This is a genomic window from Nonomuraea sp. GTA35 (genome assembly GCF_041950525.1).
Lineage (GTDB): Bacteria > Actinomycetota > Actinomycetes > Streptosporangiales > Streptosporangiaceae > Nonomuraea.
On record NZ_JBGNUV010000016.1, the window covers coordinates 18,240 to 33,946 of the forward strand.

At 69.3% G+C, this 15,707-nt stretch carries 18 protein-coding genes; 5 read left to right on the forward strand and 13 right to left on the reverse strand.

Going from position 1 to position 15,707, the window contains the following annotated elements:
* Positions 1-15: 15 nt before the first annotated feature.
* Complete coding sequence (locus tag ACBJ32_RS47630; protein ID WP_357884853.1) at positions 16-468, forward strand: MarR family transcriptional regulator; 453 nt, start codon at positions 16-18, stop codon at positions 466-468.
* Positions 465-1,670 (forward strand): glycosyltransferase, encoded by a 1,206-nt coding sequence (locus tag ACBJ32_RS47635; protein ID WP_375132515.1) that lies wholly within the window; start codon positions 465-467, stop codon positions 1,668-1,670. The genes ACBJ32_RS47630 and ACBJ32_RS47635 overlap by 4 nt, the downstream gene beginning before the upstream one ends.
* Before the next feature lie 65 nt (positions 1,671-1,735).
* Here ACBJ32_RS47635 and ACBJ32_RS47640 read toward each other — a convergent pair whose 3' ends face one another.
* Positions 1,736-1,975 carry a hypothetical protein gene (locus ACBJ32_RS47640; protein ID WP_375132516.1) on the reverse strand — a complete coding sequence of 80 codons (240 nt, stop codon included), beginning with the start codon at positions 1,973-1,975 and terminating at the stop codon, positions 1,736-1,738.
* 71 nt (positions 1,976-2,046) lie between these two features.
* Positions 2,047-2,442 (reverse strand): DoxX family protein, encoded by a 396-nt coding sequence (locus tag ACBJ32_RS47645; RefSeq protein ID WP_375132517.1) that lies wholly within the window; start codon positions 2,440-2,442, stop codon positions 2,047-2,049.
* A gap of 242 nt (positions 2,443-2,684) precedes the next feature.
* On the opposite strand from ACBJ32_RS47645, the gene ACBJ32_RS47650 reads away from it, so the two are divergent.
* The 3 genes from ACBJ32_RS47650 to ACBJ32_RS47660 all read left to right on the forward strand — a co-directional run bounded on the left by ACBJ32_RS47650 (position 2,685) and on the right by ACBJ32_RS47660 (position 5,421).
* Positions 2,685-2,954: an SDR family NAD(P)-dependent oxidoreductase gene (locus ACBJ32_RS47650; RefSeq protein WP_375132518.1), complete on the forward strand. Its 270-nt coding sequence runs from the start codon at positions 2,685-2,687 to the stop codon at positions 2,952-2,954.
* A gap of 169 nt (positions 2,955-3,123) precedes the next feature.
* Positions 3,124-4,350 carry a cytochrome P450 gene (locus tag ACBJ32_RS47655; protein ID WP_375132519.1) on the forward strand — a complete coding sequence of 409 codons (1,227 nt, stop codon included), beginning with the start codon at positions 3,124-3,126 and terminating at the stop codon, positions 4,348-4,350.
* Positions 4,351-4,626: 276 nt separating this feature from the next.
* Complete coding sequence (locus ACBJ32_RS47660) at positions 4,627-5,421, forward strand: SDR family NAD(P)-dependent oxidoreductase (RefSeq protein ID WP_375132520.1); 795 nt, start codon at positions 4,627-4,629, stop codon at positions 5,419-5,421.
* 152 nt (positions 5,422-5,573) lie between these two features.
* Here the strand turns inward: ACBJ32_RS47660 and ACBJ32_RS47665 are convergent, their stop codons facing one another.
* The 11 genes from ACBJ32_RS47665 to ACBJ32_RS47715 all read right to left on the reverse strand — a co-directional run bounded on the left by ACBJ32_RS47665 (position 5,574) and on the right by ACBJ32_RS47715 (position 15,573).
* Positions 5,574-5,984: a hypothetical protein gene (locus ACBJ32_RS47665; RefSeq protein ID WP_375132521.1), complete on the reverse strand. Its 411-nt coding sequence runs from the start codon at positions 5,982-5,984 to the stop codon at positions 5,574-5,576.
* A gap of 504 nt (positions 5,985-6,488) precedes the next feature.
* Complete coding sequence (locus ACBJ32_RS47670; RefSeq protein ID WP_375132522.1) at positions 6,489-7,412, reverse strand: NAD(P)H-binding protein; 924 nt, start codon at positions 7,410-7,412, stop codon at positions 6,489-6,491.
* Between the two features lie 79 nt (positions 7,413-7,491).
* Positions 7,492-7,878 carry a DoxX family protein gene (locus ACBJ32_RS47675; protein WP_375132523.1) on the reverse strand — a complete coding sequence of 129 codons (387 nt, stop codon included), beginning with the start codon at positions 7,876-7,878 and terminating at the stop codon, positions 7,492-7,494.
* Positions 7,879-7,989: 111 nt separating this feature from the next.
* Positions 7,990-8,439: a carboxymuconolactone decarboxylase family protein gene (locus tag ACBJ32_RS47680; RefSeq protein ID WP_375132524.1), complete on the reverse strand. Its 450-nt coding sequence runs from the start codon at positions 8,437-8,439 to the stop codon at positions 7,990-7,992.
* Between the two features lie 85 nt (positions 8,440-8,524).
* Positions 8,525-9,406, reverse strand: a complete 882-nt coding sequence (locus tag ACBJ32_RS47685) for a sigma-70 family RNA polymerase sigma factor (protein WP_375132525.1) — start codon at positions 9,404-9,406, stop codon at positions 8,525-8,527.
* Between the two features lie 33 nt (positions 9,407-9,439).
* Complete coding sequence (locus ACBJ32_RS47690) at positions 9,440-9,565, reverse strand: hypothetical protein (RefSeq protein ID WP_375132526.1); 126 nt, start codon at positions 9,563-9,565, stop codon at positions 9,440-9,442.
* 189 nt (positions 9,566-9,754) lie between these two features.
* Entirely contained in the window at positions 9,755-10,654 is a 900-nt protein-coding gene (locus ACBJ32_RS47695) for a CHRD domain-containing protein (RefSeq protein WP_375132527.1), read from the reverse strand.
* A 439-nt stretch (positions 10,655-11,093) separates the two neighbouring features.
* Complete coding sequence (locus ACBJ32_RS47700) at positions 11,094-11,552, reverse strand: hypothetical protein (RefSeq protein WP_375132528.1); 459 nt, start codon at positions 11,550-11,552, stop codon at positions 11,094-11,096.
* Positions 11,553-12,483: 931 nt separating this feature from the next.
* The gene (locus ACBJ32_RS47705) at positions 12,484-12,768 is read right to left on the reverse strand and encodes a hypothetical protein (protein ID WP_375132529.1); all 285 of its coding nucleotides are present in this window, start codon (positions 12,766-12,768) and stop codon (positions 12,484-12,486) included.
* A 248-nt stretch (positions 12,769-13,016) separates the two neighbouring features.
* A complete protein-coding gene (locus ACBJ32_RS47710; RefSeq protein WP_375132530.1) occupies positions 13,017-13,763 on the reverse strand; it encodes a hypothetical protein in 747 nt (248 codons plus the stop codon).
* A 577-nt stretch (positions 13,764-14,340) separates the two neighbouring features.
* Positions 14,341-15,573, reverse strand: a complete 1,233-nt coding sequence (locus ACBJ32_RS47715) for an MFS transporter (RefSeq protein WP_375132531.1) — start codon at positions 15,571-15,573, stop codon at positions 14,341-14,343.
* Between the last annotated feature and the right edge of the window lie 134 nt (positions 15,574-15,707).

The window sequence follows — 15,707 nt, forward strand, 5'->3', positions numbered from 1 at the left end:
CGATAGACTCGGCGTGTGAGCGTTGATGAGTTCGTGGAGGACGCGGGGCTCTTCTACGAGCGGCTCGGGCTGAGCCGCACGTCGGGTCGCGTCATGGGGTGGTTGCTGACCGCCGACACCTCTGGCGCGGACGCGCCCGAGCTGGCCGAGGCGCTGGCCGTGGCCAAGAGCAGCATGAGCGTCGCGCTGCGGCAACTGGAGCAGGCGGGCCTGATCGAGAGGTTCCGGGTGCGCGGGGAACGGCGCGACCGCTACCGGCTGGCCGAGGATGTCTTCGCCCGCGCCTTCCGCGCGAAGATGACCGAGTTCGAGAGCTTCCGCGCCCTGGCCGAGCAGGGGCTGCGCGCGGTGGGCGACGATCCGGAGCGCCGGCGGCGGCTGGAGCTCATGCGCGACATGTACGCGTTCATGATGGATCGCTTCCCCCGCCTGCTGGACGAGTGGGACGAGCTCAAGGACCGGCGATGAGACCCTTACTGATCACCGTGGGGAGCCGCGGCGACGTCCAGCCGTACCTGGCCCTGGCCTGCGGGCTGCTGGCCGCCGGGCACCGGCCGCTCCTGGCGGCGCCCCGGCGCTTCGAGCCGCTCGCCACCGCCTGCGGGGTGAACTTCGCGCCGCTGAACGACGAGATGCTCGCGCTGCAGGACAAGGTTCAGGGGCAGGGCGTACGCGCCGCCATCACCGCCGCCCGCGCGGTCAAGCCGATGCTCCGCCGCCTGCTCGACGACCAGGCCGCACTCACCGCACACGAGGCCGACGTGGTCGTCTACCACCCCAAGTCCCTCGGCGGCCCCCACGTCGCCGAGAAGCTCGGCGTCCCGGCCCTGGCCGGGCTGCTGCTGCCGCTTTACCTGCCCACCGCCGCCTTCGCCTCCCCCATCCTTCCGGTACGGGGGCCACGCGCGCTCAACCGGGCGAGTTGGCGCGTCTCCTCGGCCGTCGAGGCGCCCTACCGCGGCACGGTGCGGGATTGGCGGGTAGGGGCGCTGGGCCTGCGCGACGGGTTCCGGCCGGTGGCCGACCTGGTCGAGGCGGGCGGCGTCCTGCACGCCTGGAGCCCGCACCTGCTCCCGGCCCCTCCCGACTGGCCCGCCTCCGCTCACCCCATCGGCTTCTGGACCATGCCCGCCGCCGGCTGGACGCCGCGGGAGCGGCTGGCCCGTTTCCTGGACGACGGCGACCCGCCCATCTACGTCGGCTTCGGCAGCTCCTCCAGCGGAGACCCGCAGACGCTGACCGCCACGGTGCTGGAGGCCGTCCGGCTGACCGGGCGCCGCGCCGTCCTGGCCACCGGCTGGGGTGCCCTGCGGGCGGGCACGGAGCCGGACGGCGTCCTGGTGATCGAGGAGGCCTCGCACGACTGGCTGCTCCCGCGTGTCTCCGTCGCCGTGCACCACGGCGGCATCGGCACGGTGGCCGCCGCGCTGCGCGCCGGCGTCCCCCAGGTGGTCCGCCCGTTCCTGGGAGACCAGCCGTTCTGGGCCGGACGCCTGCACCATCTCGGCGTCGCGCCGCCACCCGTCACTGGCCGTCTCGCTTCCGGCCGGCTGGCCGCCGCGATCGAGGCGGCGACCGCCTGCGCCCCTGCGGCCCGCGCGCTCACCGCGCCGGTCCGTGCCGAGGACGGCGTCGCAGCCGCCGTGAACCGCATCAGCGGCGCGATCTGAGACCGAGTCACGACCAAGCGTGGCTCCTGGGGCCATTCAAGCCACGACCCACGGGCTCGGCCTGGTCAAAGGTCAAGCCGGCGGAGCCGTACCATCACAAAGGCGAGCAGCCCGAGGGCGGCCAGCGCGAAGACGGCGTTGCCAATGAGGTCCACATGCGCGGGCGCTGGGAAACTCGGCGGCTGCGGGAAGCCGTGCCAGGCGTAGGTGACCAGGCCGGCAGCTCCCAGGGCGAACCTGTGCCAGGGTCCCCAGCCCGTGCGCCGGGACCAGCGCAGGATTGCCACGAACACTTGCGTGACCATCACTCTCCATGGTCGACATCGCCCCTCCGCAGGACCGGTCCAGAAGATCGGGAACCGTGTGTCGCCGCCCGTCACCCGGTGAAGGGCTCGAGGAAGAAGCGGCCCCACGCGATGAACGCCGCGATCGCGAGGTAGATCACGGTCATCAGCACGAACACGGATTCGCCGCGTCGAGCGTGGGTGATCACGGCGCCGACCATCAGCAGGAGCCAGCAGACCGCGGTCACCGGCACCAGAACCGGTGCGATGCCGAGCGCGGCGGGCAGGATCAAGCCCGCCGCGGCCAGGAGCTCAAGGACGCCCAGGGTCTTGAGGAAGCCGACACCGGCGTCTGCGGTCCAGCCATAGGCGAGCGCCCTCTGATGGAACGCAGCCAGTTTGTCCTTGGGCACGAACGTCTTCTGGATGCCGCTGCTCAGCGCCAGCACGGCCAGGAACCCAGCAGCGATCCACAGCGTGAGGTTCATCATCTACTCCTTGATCGGGGATTGCGTGCACCCTCAAGACGAGACAACGACCCCGCCGGTGACAGATCCCCGAATCCTCGCGCGTCCTGGCTTCAGCGGGATCCCCCAGAGGGGGCCGCAGGTCGTGCCGAACGCAGCGACCCTGACCTGGTGACTGGCGGACCGAGGGATACAGCTTTCCCGCGCGTGTGAGGACGCTCACACCGCGTCACAGCCCCTGGGGGGATCTCGTCTCAGAGGGCATGACCAACTCGGAACAAACCTCGGTGCTGATCACCGGAGGCAACAAGGGGCTTGGCTTCGAGGCGGCCCGGAGGCTCGGCGAACAGGGCTGGGCCATCTTCCTCGGCTCGCGCGACGAAGGGCGAGGACGGGCAGCCGCCCGCAAGCTGACCGACGGCGGCGCGAACGTGGTCGTGGTCCCGCTGGACGTGACCTCGGAGGAGTCGGTGACCGACGCCGTACGGCTCGTCCGGGAGCACACCGATCGGCTTGGCCCCGTTGCCTGGTGACCACCGCGCATCCCTCGGCTTGTGCCGGCGAGCCCGCGAAGGCCGAGATGACACCTCTCGCAGCCATCGCTGTCCCTCCCGAGGGCGGCGGTCGGCGCGGCGCTCGCATGAACGCCGGCCTTGAAGGACCGCAACAACTCAGCCAGATCCGTTACTGGGAGCTCAATTCATGACGAAGAGCGTTGACAGCGAACTCTCCGACCTGGAACTACCGGTCGAGCGAGGCTGCCCGTTCACCCCGCCCGCCGCCTACGAGCGACTGCGCGAGAGGGCGCCGATCAACAGGATCCGCCTGGTCAACGGTGGCGAGGTGTGGTGGGTGTCCGGGCATGAGGAAGGCCGTGCCGTTCTCGCCGACCGCCGCTTCTCCTCCGACAAGCGCAAGGACGGCTTCCCGCTGTTCAACGTCGATGCCGCCACCCTGCGGCAGCTCCGCAGCCAGCCGCCGCACATGCTCAGCATGGACGGCAACGAACACGCCGCTGCCCGCCGTCCGGTGATCGGCGAGTTCACCGTGAAGCGGCTGGCCGCGCTGCGCCCGCGGATCCAGGACATCGTCGACCACTTCATCGACGACATGCTCGCCACCGACCAGCGGCCGGTCGACCTGGTGCAGGCGCTGTCCCTGCCGGTGCCGTCCCTGGTGATCTGCGAACTGCTCGGCGCGCCGTACACCGATCATGACTTCTTCCAGGGCCGCACCGCCGTGGCGGTGCGCCGGACCTCCTCGCCGGAGGAACGCCAGCGGGCCTTCGCCGAACTGCGCGCCTACCTCGACGACCTGGTCACCCGCAAGGAGTCCGAATCCGGCGACGACCTGTTCAGCCGGCAGATCGCCCGGCAACGCCAGGAGGGCACCCTTGATCACGCGGGCCTGGTGAGCCTGGCCTTCCTGCTGTTGACCGCCGGGCACGAGACCACGGCGAACATGATCTCGCTCGGTGTGGTCGGGCTGCTCTCCCATCCGGAGCAACTGGCCCTGATCAAGGCCGACCCGGGCAGGACGCCCATGGCCGTGGAGGAACTGCTGCGCTACTTCTCCATCACCGACACGGTCTCCTCCCGGCTGGCCACTGACGACGTGGAGATCGCCGGGGTGAGGATCAAGGCCGGCCAGGGCGTCATCGTCTCGGGCCTGTCGGCCAACTGGGACCCGGCGGTGTTTGAGAATCCGGCCGACCTGGATGTCGAGCGCGGAGTCCGCCACCACCTCGCCTTCGGGTTCGGCCCGCACCAGTGCCTGGGCCAGAACCTGGCCAGGATGGAACTGCAGATCGTCTTCGACACGCTGTTCCGCCGCATCCCCACCCTGCAGCTCGCCGCACCAGTCCAGGACCTGCCGTTCAAGACCGACGCCGTCATCTACGGCGTTCACGAACTCCCGGTCACCTGGTGAGGACATGATGCGGATCAAGCCGACATGACACCGGGGTCTGCGCCGGCTTCGGCCAGTGCCTTCCGAGCCGGCCGTGCTCGCCCAGGACGACGACGGCATCGTGGTCCTGCTGACCGACCACCCCACGGCGAGACCACGGCGCAGGGGGCGCGGCGCCGTCAGCACCGACTTGGTTGGTGATCTTGGGGTTCTGCCGCCCGTGTTGGAGATCTCCGACGTCCCTGACGTCGTGTTCGACCAGATGACTCGATCCCGAATCAGGAAAGGAAGCAATTGATGACCATGACGGAGCAAGCAATGGGGTCGTTGGCCGGGATGGTCGCGGTCGTGACCGGAGCGGGGTCCGGCATCGGCGCGGCGACCGCGGCGAGGCTGGCGGCTCTGGGAGCCCGGGTGTGCTGTGCCGGCCGTACGCTCGAGAACGTCGAGCGGACGGCCGGGGAGATCGTGACCGCTGGTGGCGAGGCGTTCGCGATGCGGGTTGACGTGGCATCGCCTGAGGACAACGACGCGATGGTGCGCGAGACGGTCGCCCGTTACGGCGCCGTGCACATCGCACACCTCAACGCCGCGACGGGGCACTGGGCCGGTGTGCTGGACTACCCGCTGGAGGAGTGGGACCGCACCATGGCGGTGAACCTGCGTGGTGTGCTGCTCGGTCTGCAGGCGGCGGGCCGGGCGATGCGCGACGCGAGTGGCGGCTCGGTCGTGGTCACCTCGTCGGCCGCCGGGCTCACCGGTGTTCGGATGTCAGCGGCGTACGCGGCGTCGAAGCACGGGGTGCTCGGATTGGTCAAGTCGGCTGCCCTGGAACTGGGGCCGGTCGGTATCCGGGTCAACGCCATCTGCCCGGGATACATCGCCAGCAACGATCTCACCCGGAAGATGGGCGAAGAGCTCGACGTCGCCGGCCGATTTCCGCTGGGCCGGCCGGGGCGCAGCGAGGAGGTCGCCAACCTGGTCGCGTTCCTGGCCGGTGAGAGCGCGTCGTTCATCACGGGCAGCGTGTTCACCATCGATGGTGGCTGGCTGGCCGGCGGCATCGACCTCGGTGGCGATGCCGAGCAATAGACGATCAGCGGCGACTGAACGGCTGCCATTGCCAACACGTCCTCCCTGAACACATGGAATCGGCCGGACCGGGCACCCCCATCGCCGACGCCGCCGCTGATGAGGTCGAACCCGGTTCTCCCTGCCGGTCTCGGTCCCGGCGGCGGGACCTACTACACCGGCCGTTTCACCAAGGTGCCACGGCTGGCCAAGCGACCGCGGGTCCAGGCCCCCGCCGACCGCGGACCCGGCCGGCCGTCCGTGCGCGACGCCGCGACCACCTTGCCGATTCTCCCCCACCAGGCCATCGTGGTGAACCCCAGCTGGAGCTCCTCGGTGCTTCCGCCAGTGACCCACTGCTCGACCACCTCGGGCAGCCCGTTGAGCAGTGCCAAGACGATGCTCGCCAGTCCCACGCCTGAGTACAGCAGCCGACGCCGCCACTTACGCGCGGGAGCCCTCAGCCGCCGTCCCCACACGGACCAGAGCCAGAAGGCGAGCACCACAGCAGCCGCTGCTACCACGGTCCAAGCCAAGCGGCGGCTCTCCAAGGTCGTCAGCGTCAAGAAGCCGATGGCGACCACGAGAGCGATGGTTACTCGCACGATCACAGAGAAGCGCGCCGGGAGCGCGCCGTCCACTGATTCGCCGGCCCCGCGAGTGCACCCTGGACGGCCTGGCCGCCGCCCGCGTCCGGCACACTCGCGGCGAGTCCATCACGGCAAGGGGATACGAAGACCCGCCTCGGCGCCGAACAAGCACTCACAGCGGCCTGCTCCACAGCCAAACGGCTCCCACCGCGTCAGCCTGAACCCCGACGCCGCTTCGGTCTTGACCACCGTCCCACCGCGCAGGCCGACACCCACGCCTCGCAGGACGGCTCACAGGTCAAGTACGTCTGCGTGAGAAGGGGATCCAACCTGGGGTGCTGGAAGTGATCAGCTACCCCAGGGGCTGCGGCGGGGCTGGACAGCGCCCGCCGTTCAGGAACAACCTGGACGGGTGGATGAGGCCGAGCGGGATCGGCTGATGGCCCGGGTCACCAACGACATCGCCGGGCTGATGGCCGACACGCGTCTCGAACGTGATCACCGCGTGGCGGCAGGTGGCAACGTCGCCTGGCTGGATCGTTTCCTCGACGCCGTTCCGAAGGCGGCGGTGTGGTCGGCGACCCATTGTGCGTAGGTGAAGGGCGGTCGGCCGGTCACTTGTTCGACCGTCGGCAGGACCTCCGCGGTCTTGCCGACTCTCGCGGTGAGCGCATCGACGTAATCGTCGATCCCCTGGGCGGGCATGCCGAGGCGGGCCATCTCGTCCCGCAACCAGTCCTCGGATTGCTCCTGCCACCGCAACGGCCGCCCGATGCTCTCCGCGATGATGCGCAGGCGGTCGATCTGGGTCAGCGACTGCGGTCCGGTCACCGGGTACCCCTCGCCGGCGCGCCCGTCGAGGAGGCTGCGGACGGCGACCGCGGCGATGTCGCGCGGGTCGACCGGGGCCGTCGCGGCGTCGCCGTACCGTCCGCGCACGACATCGCCGTCGATGATCTGGGATGCCCAGACCAGATCGTTGGTCGTGAACCCGTCAGGCCGCACGAAGGTCCACGGCAACCCGGACGCTTGGACGGATCGTTCGAGCCGCAGGTGCGCCTCGCCGACCCAGCCGGGCACAGACCACGTGACGGATATCGAGGACAGCATCACGACATGCCGCAGGCCGGCGCGCTTCGCCACGTCGAGGAATCCGTCGACCCCCTGGAGCACGGGGAACAAGGCCCGCTCGATGCCGGACAGGGCCTCTCTCAGGGTCTGCGGCTGGGTCAGGTCGCCGGTCGCGACTTCGACCTGGTCGGGGAACGCCTGGCCGCTGGGGTGGCGGGTGATGACGCGGACCTTCTCACCCTCCTCCAGGAGTTGGCGGACGACGTGGGAACCGACGTTTCCGCTGGCACCGGTTACCAGGATCATGGTGGAGATCTCCTTGAGTTTTCGTTTCTTGCGAGCACCGACCACGTCCCCGGACGACGAACCTCACACGCGGGGACGGAGTGCGGGGTCGGCGACTGCCGCCTCGACCCCGCACGCGAGGGCGTCAGCCGATGAAGGACTCCGGGCCGAAGAAGCGGCCCCACGCCACGAAAGCGGCCAGGGCGAGATAGACCGCGTCGCCCGCGGCCGTTGCTCTCTCGCCACGACGGAGGCGCGTGATGATCGCGCCGGCAAACAGCAGCACCGCGCCTGTGGCGGCCAGCGGAACGAGAACCGGCGCGATGCCGAGTACGGCAGGCAGGATCAGTCCCACCGCGGCCAGGAGCTCGAGGCCTCCGATGGTCTTGAGAGCGCCGGGGCTGAAGTCTTCGACCCACCGGGTTGCGGCGCCCAAGCCGGCTATCTTCTCCTTGGGCACGAACAGCTTGGCGCTGCTGACCAGCAAGGCGGCGGCCAGTAATCCGGCGACGATCCATAGTGCGATGTTCATGAGTTTTGTCCTTGGCCCAATGTCGGGGGTGACGAACGGACCCGGGGTCGTCCCGGGTCCGCCCTCGATCCTGAGGGGGGAATGTCCGCGTCAGCCGAACTGACCGGGCTGCTACTCGCCGCCGGGCGTCCGCGTGATCACGTTCAGCCGGTTGAAGGCGTTGATCGTGCAGATCAGGGCCACCAGGGCCATCAGCTGATCCTCGTCGAAGTGCTTCGCCGCGTTCGCCCACGCCTCATCGGTGACGCCGCTGGAGTCGGCGAGGCGGGTGCCCTGGTCGGTGAGTTCCAGCGCCGCCCGCTCCGCCTCGGTGTAGACGGTCGTCTCCCGCCATGCCCCGACCAGGTTGATCCGCACCATGCTCTCGCCGGCGGCCGCGGCGTCCTTGGTGTGCATGTCGAGGCAGCCGCCGCAGCCGTTGATCTGGCTGGCGCGGATCTTCACCAACTCCTGCACCGCCTTCGGCAGTGCCGAGTCGGTGATGACCTTGTTCGACGAGATGATGTACTTGGCCCACTTCGACCCGACCTCGTTGACCATGGGGTTGATCCGGGTTTCCATCTCGATCTCCTTCGTCTTCGGATACTTGCACCACTACGACGAAGCACCCCACCAAGACGTAACAACCCCATGCGACAGGCGTGCGCTACTCGGGTCGCGCGGGCAGCCCCATGGTGTCGAGGAGCTTGCGGTCGCTCACGGTCAGGAGCTCGACGATCCGGCCGTCGACCACGGTGCATCCCACCACGCCGAGCACCTTGCCTTTCGCACCCCAGACCACGAACCCGGGCTCGCCGTTGACCAGGACCGCCAGCGCCGAGGTCATCGACCGGATGCCGCGCAGGATCGGACCGGCCACCTCGGCCGCCCCGACCGTGGTCAGCACGCCCTGCGGGTGGTACGTGCGCCAGGTCACCTGCGGATCGAGCAGCCGTACGAGCCCTTCGAAGTCCCCGTTGCGCGCCGCGGCGAGAAATGCGTCGACCACGGCGCGCTGCCGCCGCGGCTCCTGCTCCGGCGGCGGTGTGCCCTGCACCTTGCGGCGGGCCCGGCTGGCGAGCATCTTGGTCGCGTCGGCGGACCGGCCGATGATCTCGCCGATCTCGGCGAAGGGCACCGCGAACATGTCATGCAGGACGAACGCCAGCCGTTCGGTGGGCGTGAGGGTGTCGAGCACCACCAGCAGTGCCAGCCCGACCGATTCGGCGAGCATCGCGTCCTCCTCGGGTGCCGGCCCGCCGTCCACGGTCACCACCAGCTCGGGCAGCCGGTCTTCGTACGACAGCCTGGCCCGGGTCGTGCGCGAGCGCAGCACGTCGATGCAGACCCGGCCGACCACGGTGGTCAGCCAGCCGGCCAGGTTGTCGATCGCGGCCGCGTCCTGCCGCGCCAGCCGGATCCACGCCTCCTGCACCGCGTCCTCGGCGTCCGCCCGCGACCCGAGCATCCGGTGGGCGACCGCCACCAGGCGCTCGCGCTGCTGTTCGAAGGCTCCCGCCAGTGCTTCGTGCGGACCCGATCCGGTCATGGTGTTACCTTCCTCGCGCACATTCCGTCATGGTCATGACGGGCCCGAAGGCGCCGAGGTAACCGTTGGGCGTGCGACGGCCCGGCCGATCAGCACCAGGCTCAGCACGGCGATCAGCCCGCAGATCGCGGCGATCGCGAAGACGATGAAAGTGATCACTGCGACGACTCCATGCGCCGCTTACCAGTCGTCATCGAGGGGTTCAATGATCTAAGTCTAGATTCGCCCCAGCGTCGGCCTGACCATCCACCTTTGAACAGGGTGGATGGTCAGGAACGCCCTGGCAGAGTGCTCGATCGATCGGGGCCTGAGCCTGGTCCAAGAGTGCCACGACAAGTGCGAACGGTCTCACCAGTCGCCCCGGTACAGCTGGCCGCGTACCGCGCCTCCCGGGAACTTGGCGTTGTGCAGGTTGGCGTACCAGTTCCCGGGGTTGTTCCGGATGCGGCGGGAGACGGCGGCCGATGTCGGAGCGCTGCCCGCCAGCCCGTTGACACTGGCCGGCAGGCCGCCCTTGGCCTCGAAGAACGGCACCACGACGGGTCCGTTCCTGCCCTTCGGCGCGCGGTGGATGTGCGCGGCCGTCGGGGCACTGATCCTCTTCCAGGCGGCGGCGAACCACACCAGCCGGCCCTCCGGCTGCACCAGCCAGGCGGCGCGCCCGTTGCCGTCGCCGGCCTTCGTGCCGGGGGCCGGGATCTCCTGCCGCCCGTCGGCCCGCGCGGTGAGCGTGCGGCCGAAGCCGTGGGCCAGCACCGACTCCATGGACACCGGCCGGACGCGGTGCAGCTGAGCGCGTACGGCGCCGCCGCCGAACTCGGCGTTGTGCAGGTTGGCGTACCAGTTCTGCGGAGCGTTGAGTATGCGGCCGAGCAGGGCGCGGTCCTTGACGACGACCGTGCCCTTGACGGCGTGCAGCTGGGCGGGCAACGCCGTGGCGAAGAACGGGATCTTGACCTCGCCGTTCTCACCCGCCGTGCCCCGGTGGATGTGGAACCCGCTGGGCGCCTTCACGTTCTGCCATCGCACCGCGTAGTCCACCCGCTGCCCGTGGACGCGGAACACGGCCAGCGCGCTCCCGTCCTGGTCGCCGACCTTCGTGCCGGGGGCGGTAACCTCGTTCGCGCCCGTGAGGGAGGCGGCCAGGTAGACGGGGGTGCTCGACGACGCGGCGACGGGGGTGACAGAGGTGGCGATCATGGCCGTGGCGACCGCCAGACCGGGAACAGCGAGGGTGCGCTTCTTCATGGCCGGCCCTTTCGTCTGCCTCATCGGTGAGGCCGAATTGCTTGCTCCTGGGAGGTACGGGCGGCGTCACGAGTCAGGTTCACCATCAGCCGCACCGGCCTTCACGGAGGCTCAGCGGGAGGCGACCGCGACGTCCCCGGCCTGCGAAGCGGGTTGAGCGAGGACGGCGAAGGGCCTGCAGGGCCTTGACGGCGTGATCAGTGTGGACGGGCTTGGTTTCTTCGGCACGATCCTGCCCGCAACGTGCGCGGCGCCCAGGGCGGCTGCGGCCGCCGTGCAGGACCTGCCCGGCCACCAGGTGACCGGCTGGGACCAGGACGAGCCGCAAGCCGCAAGCGCCATCATCAACCACAGCCCCACGCCGGCGCCGTCAGCACGCTCGCTTTCCGCCTGGCCGCGACCAGCCTTGCCTCCAGACGTGATCATCGCTGCGACGAGCTCAGCTCATCGTGATCGTGCTGATGGAGGAGCCAGGCGGCAGGTCGCGGACTTGTTCGTGGATCTGACCGGCGATGTTCAGCCCAACCACGAAGTCGATCACTCCCAGGTTGTCCGCGCTAACCTCGCCCCCGAGGACCGGTGGGCGCGTGAAGTCATACACCTGTCCGGCCCCCGGACTCAGTCCTCGCTGCGCGGCCGCCAGCGCGAGGCTCGCCAGCAGATATCGCTCCTGGCCATCAACGGTGTTCAGTTCCGCCTGCACCGCATCGGCATCCTCCCAGGACCGAGTGAGGCTGCCCTCCATCGCATCAAGCCACCAGAAGCCGTCCGCCGCCCGGAAGATCACGTCCCCGAACAGGGAGGCGAGCACCGGTACCTTGCCCTCCAGCCCGACCCAATGCCACGACTCCAGAGCCTGCTCGAACTGTTCCGGAGTGAAAACCTTCGTCAATTCCATCCCGGTATCCAACCGCATGATCGGTCGGGGCGAGACCGCTGGTGACGCGCCGGCATCCACGGCGCCAGGCTGGCAGTCCTGAGCAGCTCACCCATCCAGTGCGATCTTGACAAGTGCAGAGAAGGAACCGGAACCAGCGCAGCAGGTCCATCCCGTACGAGCGCTGCGGTCGTCGCCGGCCGTCCCATTGCCTGCAGATCGCTCAGGTACACCGCGAGCGGCCCAACTACCTCCCCAGCCGGATCAACCGGTCGGTAGGGCTTCCGCACATCGCCCGCCTCGGCCAACGCACCCACCCGCGGCACGAGCAACGCTGCGAGATCCCGTTCGGAATCGTCCCTTTCGATCAGGAGCCGGGGGCCATGGACGTCCCCAGCAGTGCCTGTCTTCTGAACTGGACAAACGCCCTCGTTAGTTCAGTCAACAGGTACACGATCGCCGCCTGCAGGATCCGTAAGCGCAACACGCTCATCTCCAGTTCCTCACGCCGGTTGGTGGCGATGTCGCCTGGGAAGCGCGTCGAACTCGGAGCGTGTCAGAGCACTTGCCGCCGCTTGTCGTCTGCTGAGCGCCGTTTGATCGTTCCGGCGAAGCGATCCCACTCAGCAAACCTGGTCATGACGGACATTGTGCGATCCAAGGCCCTGGGCCACCAGAGAAGTCCCGCGGGGCTCGGAGGAGTACGTCCGGGAGCGGTGCGGGGCGCCGAAGCAAGCGTCATGATCACCGGAACCGGGCCAAGGTGTCTGGACGCCGGAGACGGCCTTCAACCAACGATCTCCGACCGACGATCTCCGCTCAAGACCGGATTCAGATTCCTCCCCGGGTTCGAGATGCGCCCGCTGCGCGGCCGCACTGCTCATAGGCGGCACGCCCCACCCGGTGACGAGAGCCCGCTCTCGTCACCGGGTCCGAACCATCCGGCCTGGACCTACCCGCTGGTCTTGGGCCAGTACTCGTCGCCCATCGGCGCGACCCCACTGCCCCTGGGCCAGTACTCGTCGCCCATCGGCGCGACGCCGCTGCCCTTGGGCCAGATCTCGTTGCCCATCGGCGCGACGCCGGTGCCCCTGGGCCAGAGCTCGTTGCCCATCGGGGCCACCCCACTGCCCTTGGGCCAGAACTGGTCGCCGGCGGCGGCCGGGCCGGCGGTGACGGCGAGTCCGGCCGCGGCCAGTAACCCGACCGCCGCCAACCTGACGATCATCTTGGTCATCTGATCACTCCTGTAGATGCAGGGCCGGCTCCGGGTCCGCGAGAGCGCGGCCCCCCGGGCACGACCTGTCCATCCCACGACCGCCTCCACCCCCGAAAAGGGCGCGAACGGCGTGGCCGAAGCTCAGTGTTCAGGCCGAAAGGATTGTCTGAAACCCCCATCCACCACTCCAGACAAACCGCTCTGGCCGGGGCCGTGCAGGCCAGAGTTCAAGTCGGAAGGAAAGGACCGGCGAGGGCAGCGGAACGTCAGGACTCGACGTCGAAGTCGAGCTCGTCGTAGCGGCGCTCCGCGATCTGTCCCCGCGTGCCCGAGATGAGGGTGATGCAACCGTCCCCGAAGGTCTCGCTCTCCGGGATGGAGGCGAACAGCACCTTCCCGCGCTGCTCCACTGGGTTGTGCCAGGCGCGGGAGTAGCCGCCGAGCTGGATGTCATACCTCCATCGGATGCCGGGTATCTCGCCCATCTCATCGACCAGCTTGGCCACGAGACGGGCCCGCTCGGTGTCCTCCTCGGCGTAGTCGGCTGCCTCCGCGACATGGGACCAGCGGAGAAAGGCGGGCCTCGTCATGCCGGGCACCGCGTAGAGCGGGAACGCCTCGTGGTGCTTCGACTGCGAGCGGCGCTCGATGGTCTCGGTGCCCGCCGGCAGATGGATGATGAAGCCTTCATCCTGGTCCGTGATCTCGGCGAGGATGACCAGATGTCCGTCGGTGGGAAAGTCGATGTCGAGGACGCCGGCGGGCAGGGCGGCGCAGTCGATGGTCACCACATGCGGCACGTACGCGGGCACCTCCACGTCCTCGGGCAGATGAGGGTAGCCCACGGCCCGGGCGGCCGGACGAGCGTCCTTCCGCAGTTCTTCCGGCAGCTCGTCGTACGGGCAGAGGTAGAGGCAGGGGCGCAGGAGACGGACGAACGTCTCGGTCACCGGCTCGGGCACGCCAAGAGCCCGCCCGGCGTCGAGCACGGCTGCACGCACATTCACATTCATGATCGTCCACCTTGCCATGCGCCGGCACACGAGGTGCGGGCCCGGTGCCCCCGGCAGGGAGCGGCCCCGCCATCGCGGCCGGTCACCGCGCCCTCGGCCAAAACCTCACGCTCGCCGAGCTTCGGATCGGCGAGCGCCCAAAGGATCGGCATCCCCGACGGAGTGCACACCAGGTACAGCTTCAGCCTCCAGTGGAGGGCCCAGAACTCCCGGAGCCACGGCAGGCCGCCACTCTGGGGCACACGGGGGCCGGTTGGGGGAAGTAAACGCCGCACAAGTGACGGCCCCCGCAGCGCGGCGCCGCTTCCTGGCCTCGGTGGGCCGCCGCTCGACCAACCAGGCTTTGGAGCGCCGCTAGCCGCAGCGCCGCTACCCGATCTTGCTGGCGGTGGTCGCACCGTCCGCCGTGGAACAGGTCGACGAGGTGGCTCGACGTGGGCACGACCTTCTACGCCGGCACGCCGTTCACGCCGCGTTTCGGCGGCGAGTCGAGGGCCAGGCATCTGGCGGGCGGCGCCAAGGAGCTGTGCCTCGACGACATCGACTCGGTCAGGCGCAACGTCGACACCCCGACGACCTACGCGCGGCTGTCCTCCTTGGCGTCGGCGTCCACACCGCCGCCGTCGTCCGTGATCTTGAGCTTTCGTACGGCGGGAGCCAGCACGAAGGGTAGGTTGGCCGCCGCGGTGCCGAGGCAGGTGATCCACAGGAGCTGGTGAACGGTAACGGCCTCGCCCAGCAACCCGCCGACGACACCGCCGAGCGGCAGCGAACCCCACATGAGGAAGCGGAGGCTGGCGTTCATCCTGCCGCGCAGGGCTTCTGGGCAGATCGCCTGGCGGTAACTGCCCTGGGCGACGTTGTGCATGACCGCGACCAGGGAGATGAGCGCCATGCCGATCGGGTACAGGGCGAGCCGCCAGCCGGGTCCCGTGAAGGCGACGAGCACGAAGAGCGGCAGCATGAGGACGGCTGCGCCGAACATCGTGGGGCCGTGACCGAAGCGGGCGATCACGCGTGACGCGAGAAGCGCGCCGAGCAGGCCGCCGGCCCCCGCGCCCGAGATCATCAGGCCGTAGCCCGCCGCGCTCACGCCCAGCTCGTCGACCAGGTACAACGGCCGGACAATGGCCCAGATGCCGCTGATGAACATGTTCATGGCGCCGACGAGGCCGATCAGGCGCAGGATGGGGTGGCCGAGCACGTAGCGCAGGCCCTCCATCAGGCTCACGCGCGCCCCGGAGGGGGTCTCCTCGGCCTTGACGGTCGCCAGCAGGGTGGCGGAGATCATGTAGCTGACCGCGTCGACCACGATGGCGATGGGCGCCGTGAGCGCCTGCACGAGCCAGCCGCCGAGCCCCGGGCCGAAGAGCCCGGCAAGGCTGCGCACGGACTCCAGGGTCCCGATGCCCTTGGGCAGCTGCTCCTTGGTCACGATGGAGGGCAGGAAGCTCAGGTGGGCGACGTCGAAGAAGGCCGTGCCGATGCTGACGATCACGGCGACCGCGTAGAGCTGCGCCAGCGTGAGCGCGTCGAACAGCGCGGCGATCGGGATGGCCGCCAGGGACACCGCGCGCAGCACGTCGGCCGTCACCAGGATGGGCTTCCTGCGCAACCGGTCCACCCACACGCCGGCGGGCAGCCCGAAAAGGAGGAAACCGATCATCTCGGCGGCGCCGAGCAGGCCGAGCTCGAGCGGGCCCGCGTCGAGCACCAGCAGCGCGACCAGAGGGAGGGCCACGCGCGTGACCTGGGTGCCGAACTGGCTGAAGCCGTCGGCGGCGACGTAACGACGAAAAGCGGGGGGCATCTGATCTACCCTAGGCAAACAGCGAATCGTACACCGTACGGTTCCTGCTTGCGGGAAGGCACCCCTGCACAACTAACGCCCAGCTGCAGGAGTGCTCTCGGCCCTTCACGCGGGCAGCGCATGGCGACTGGAAC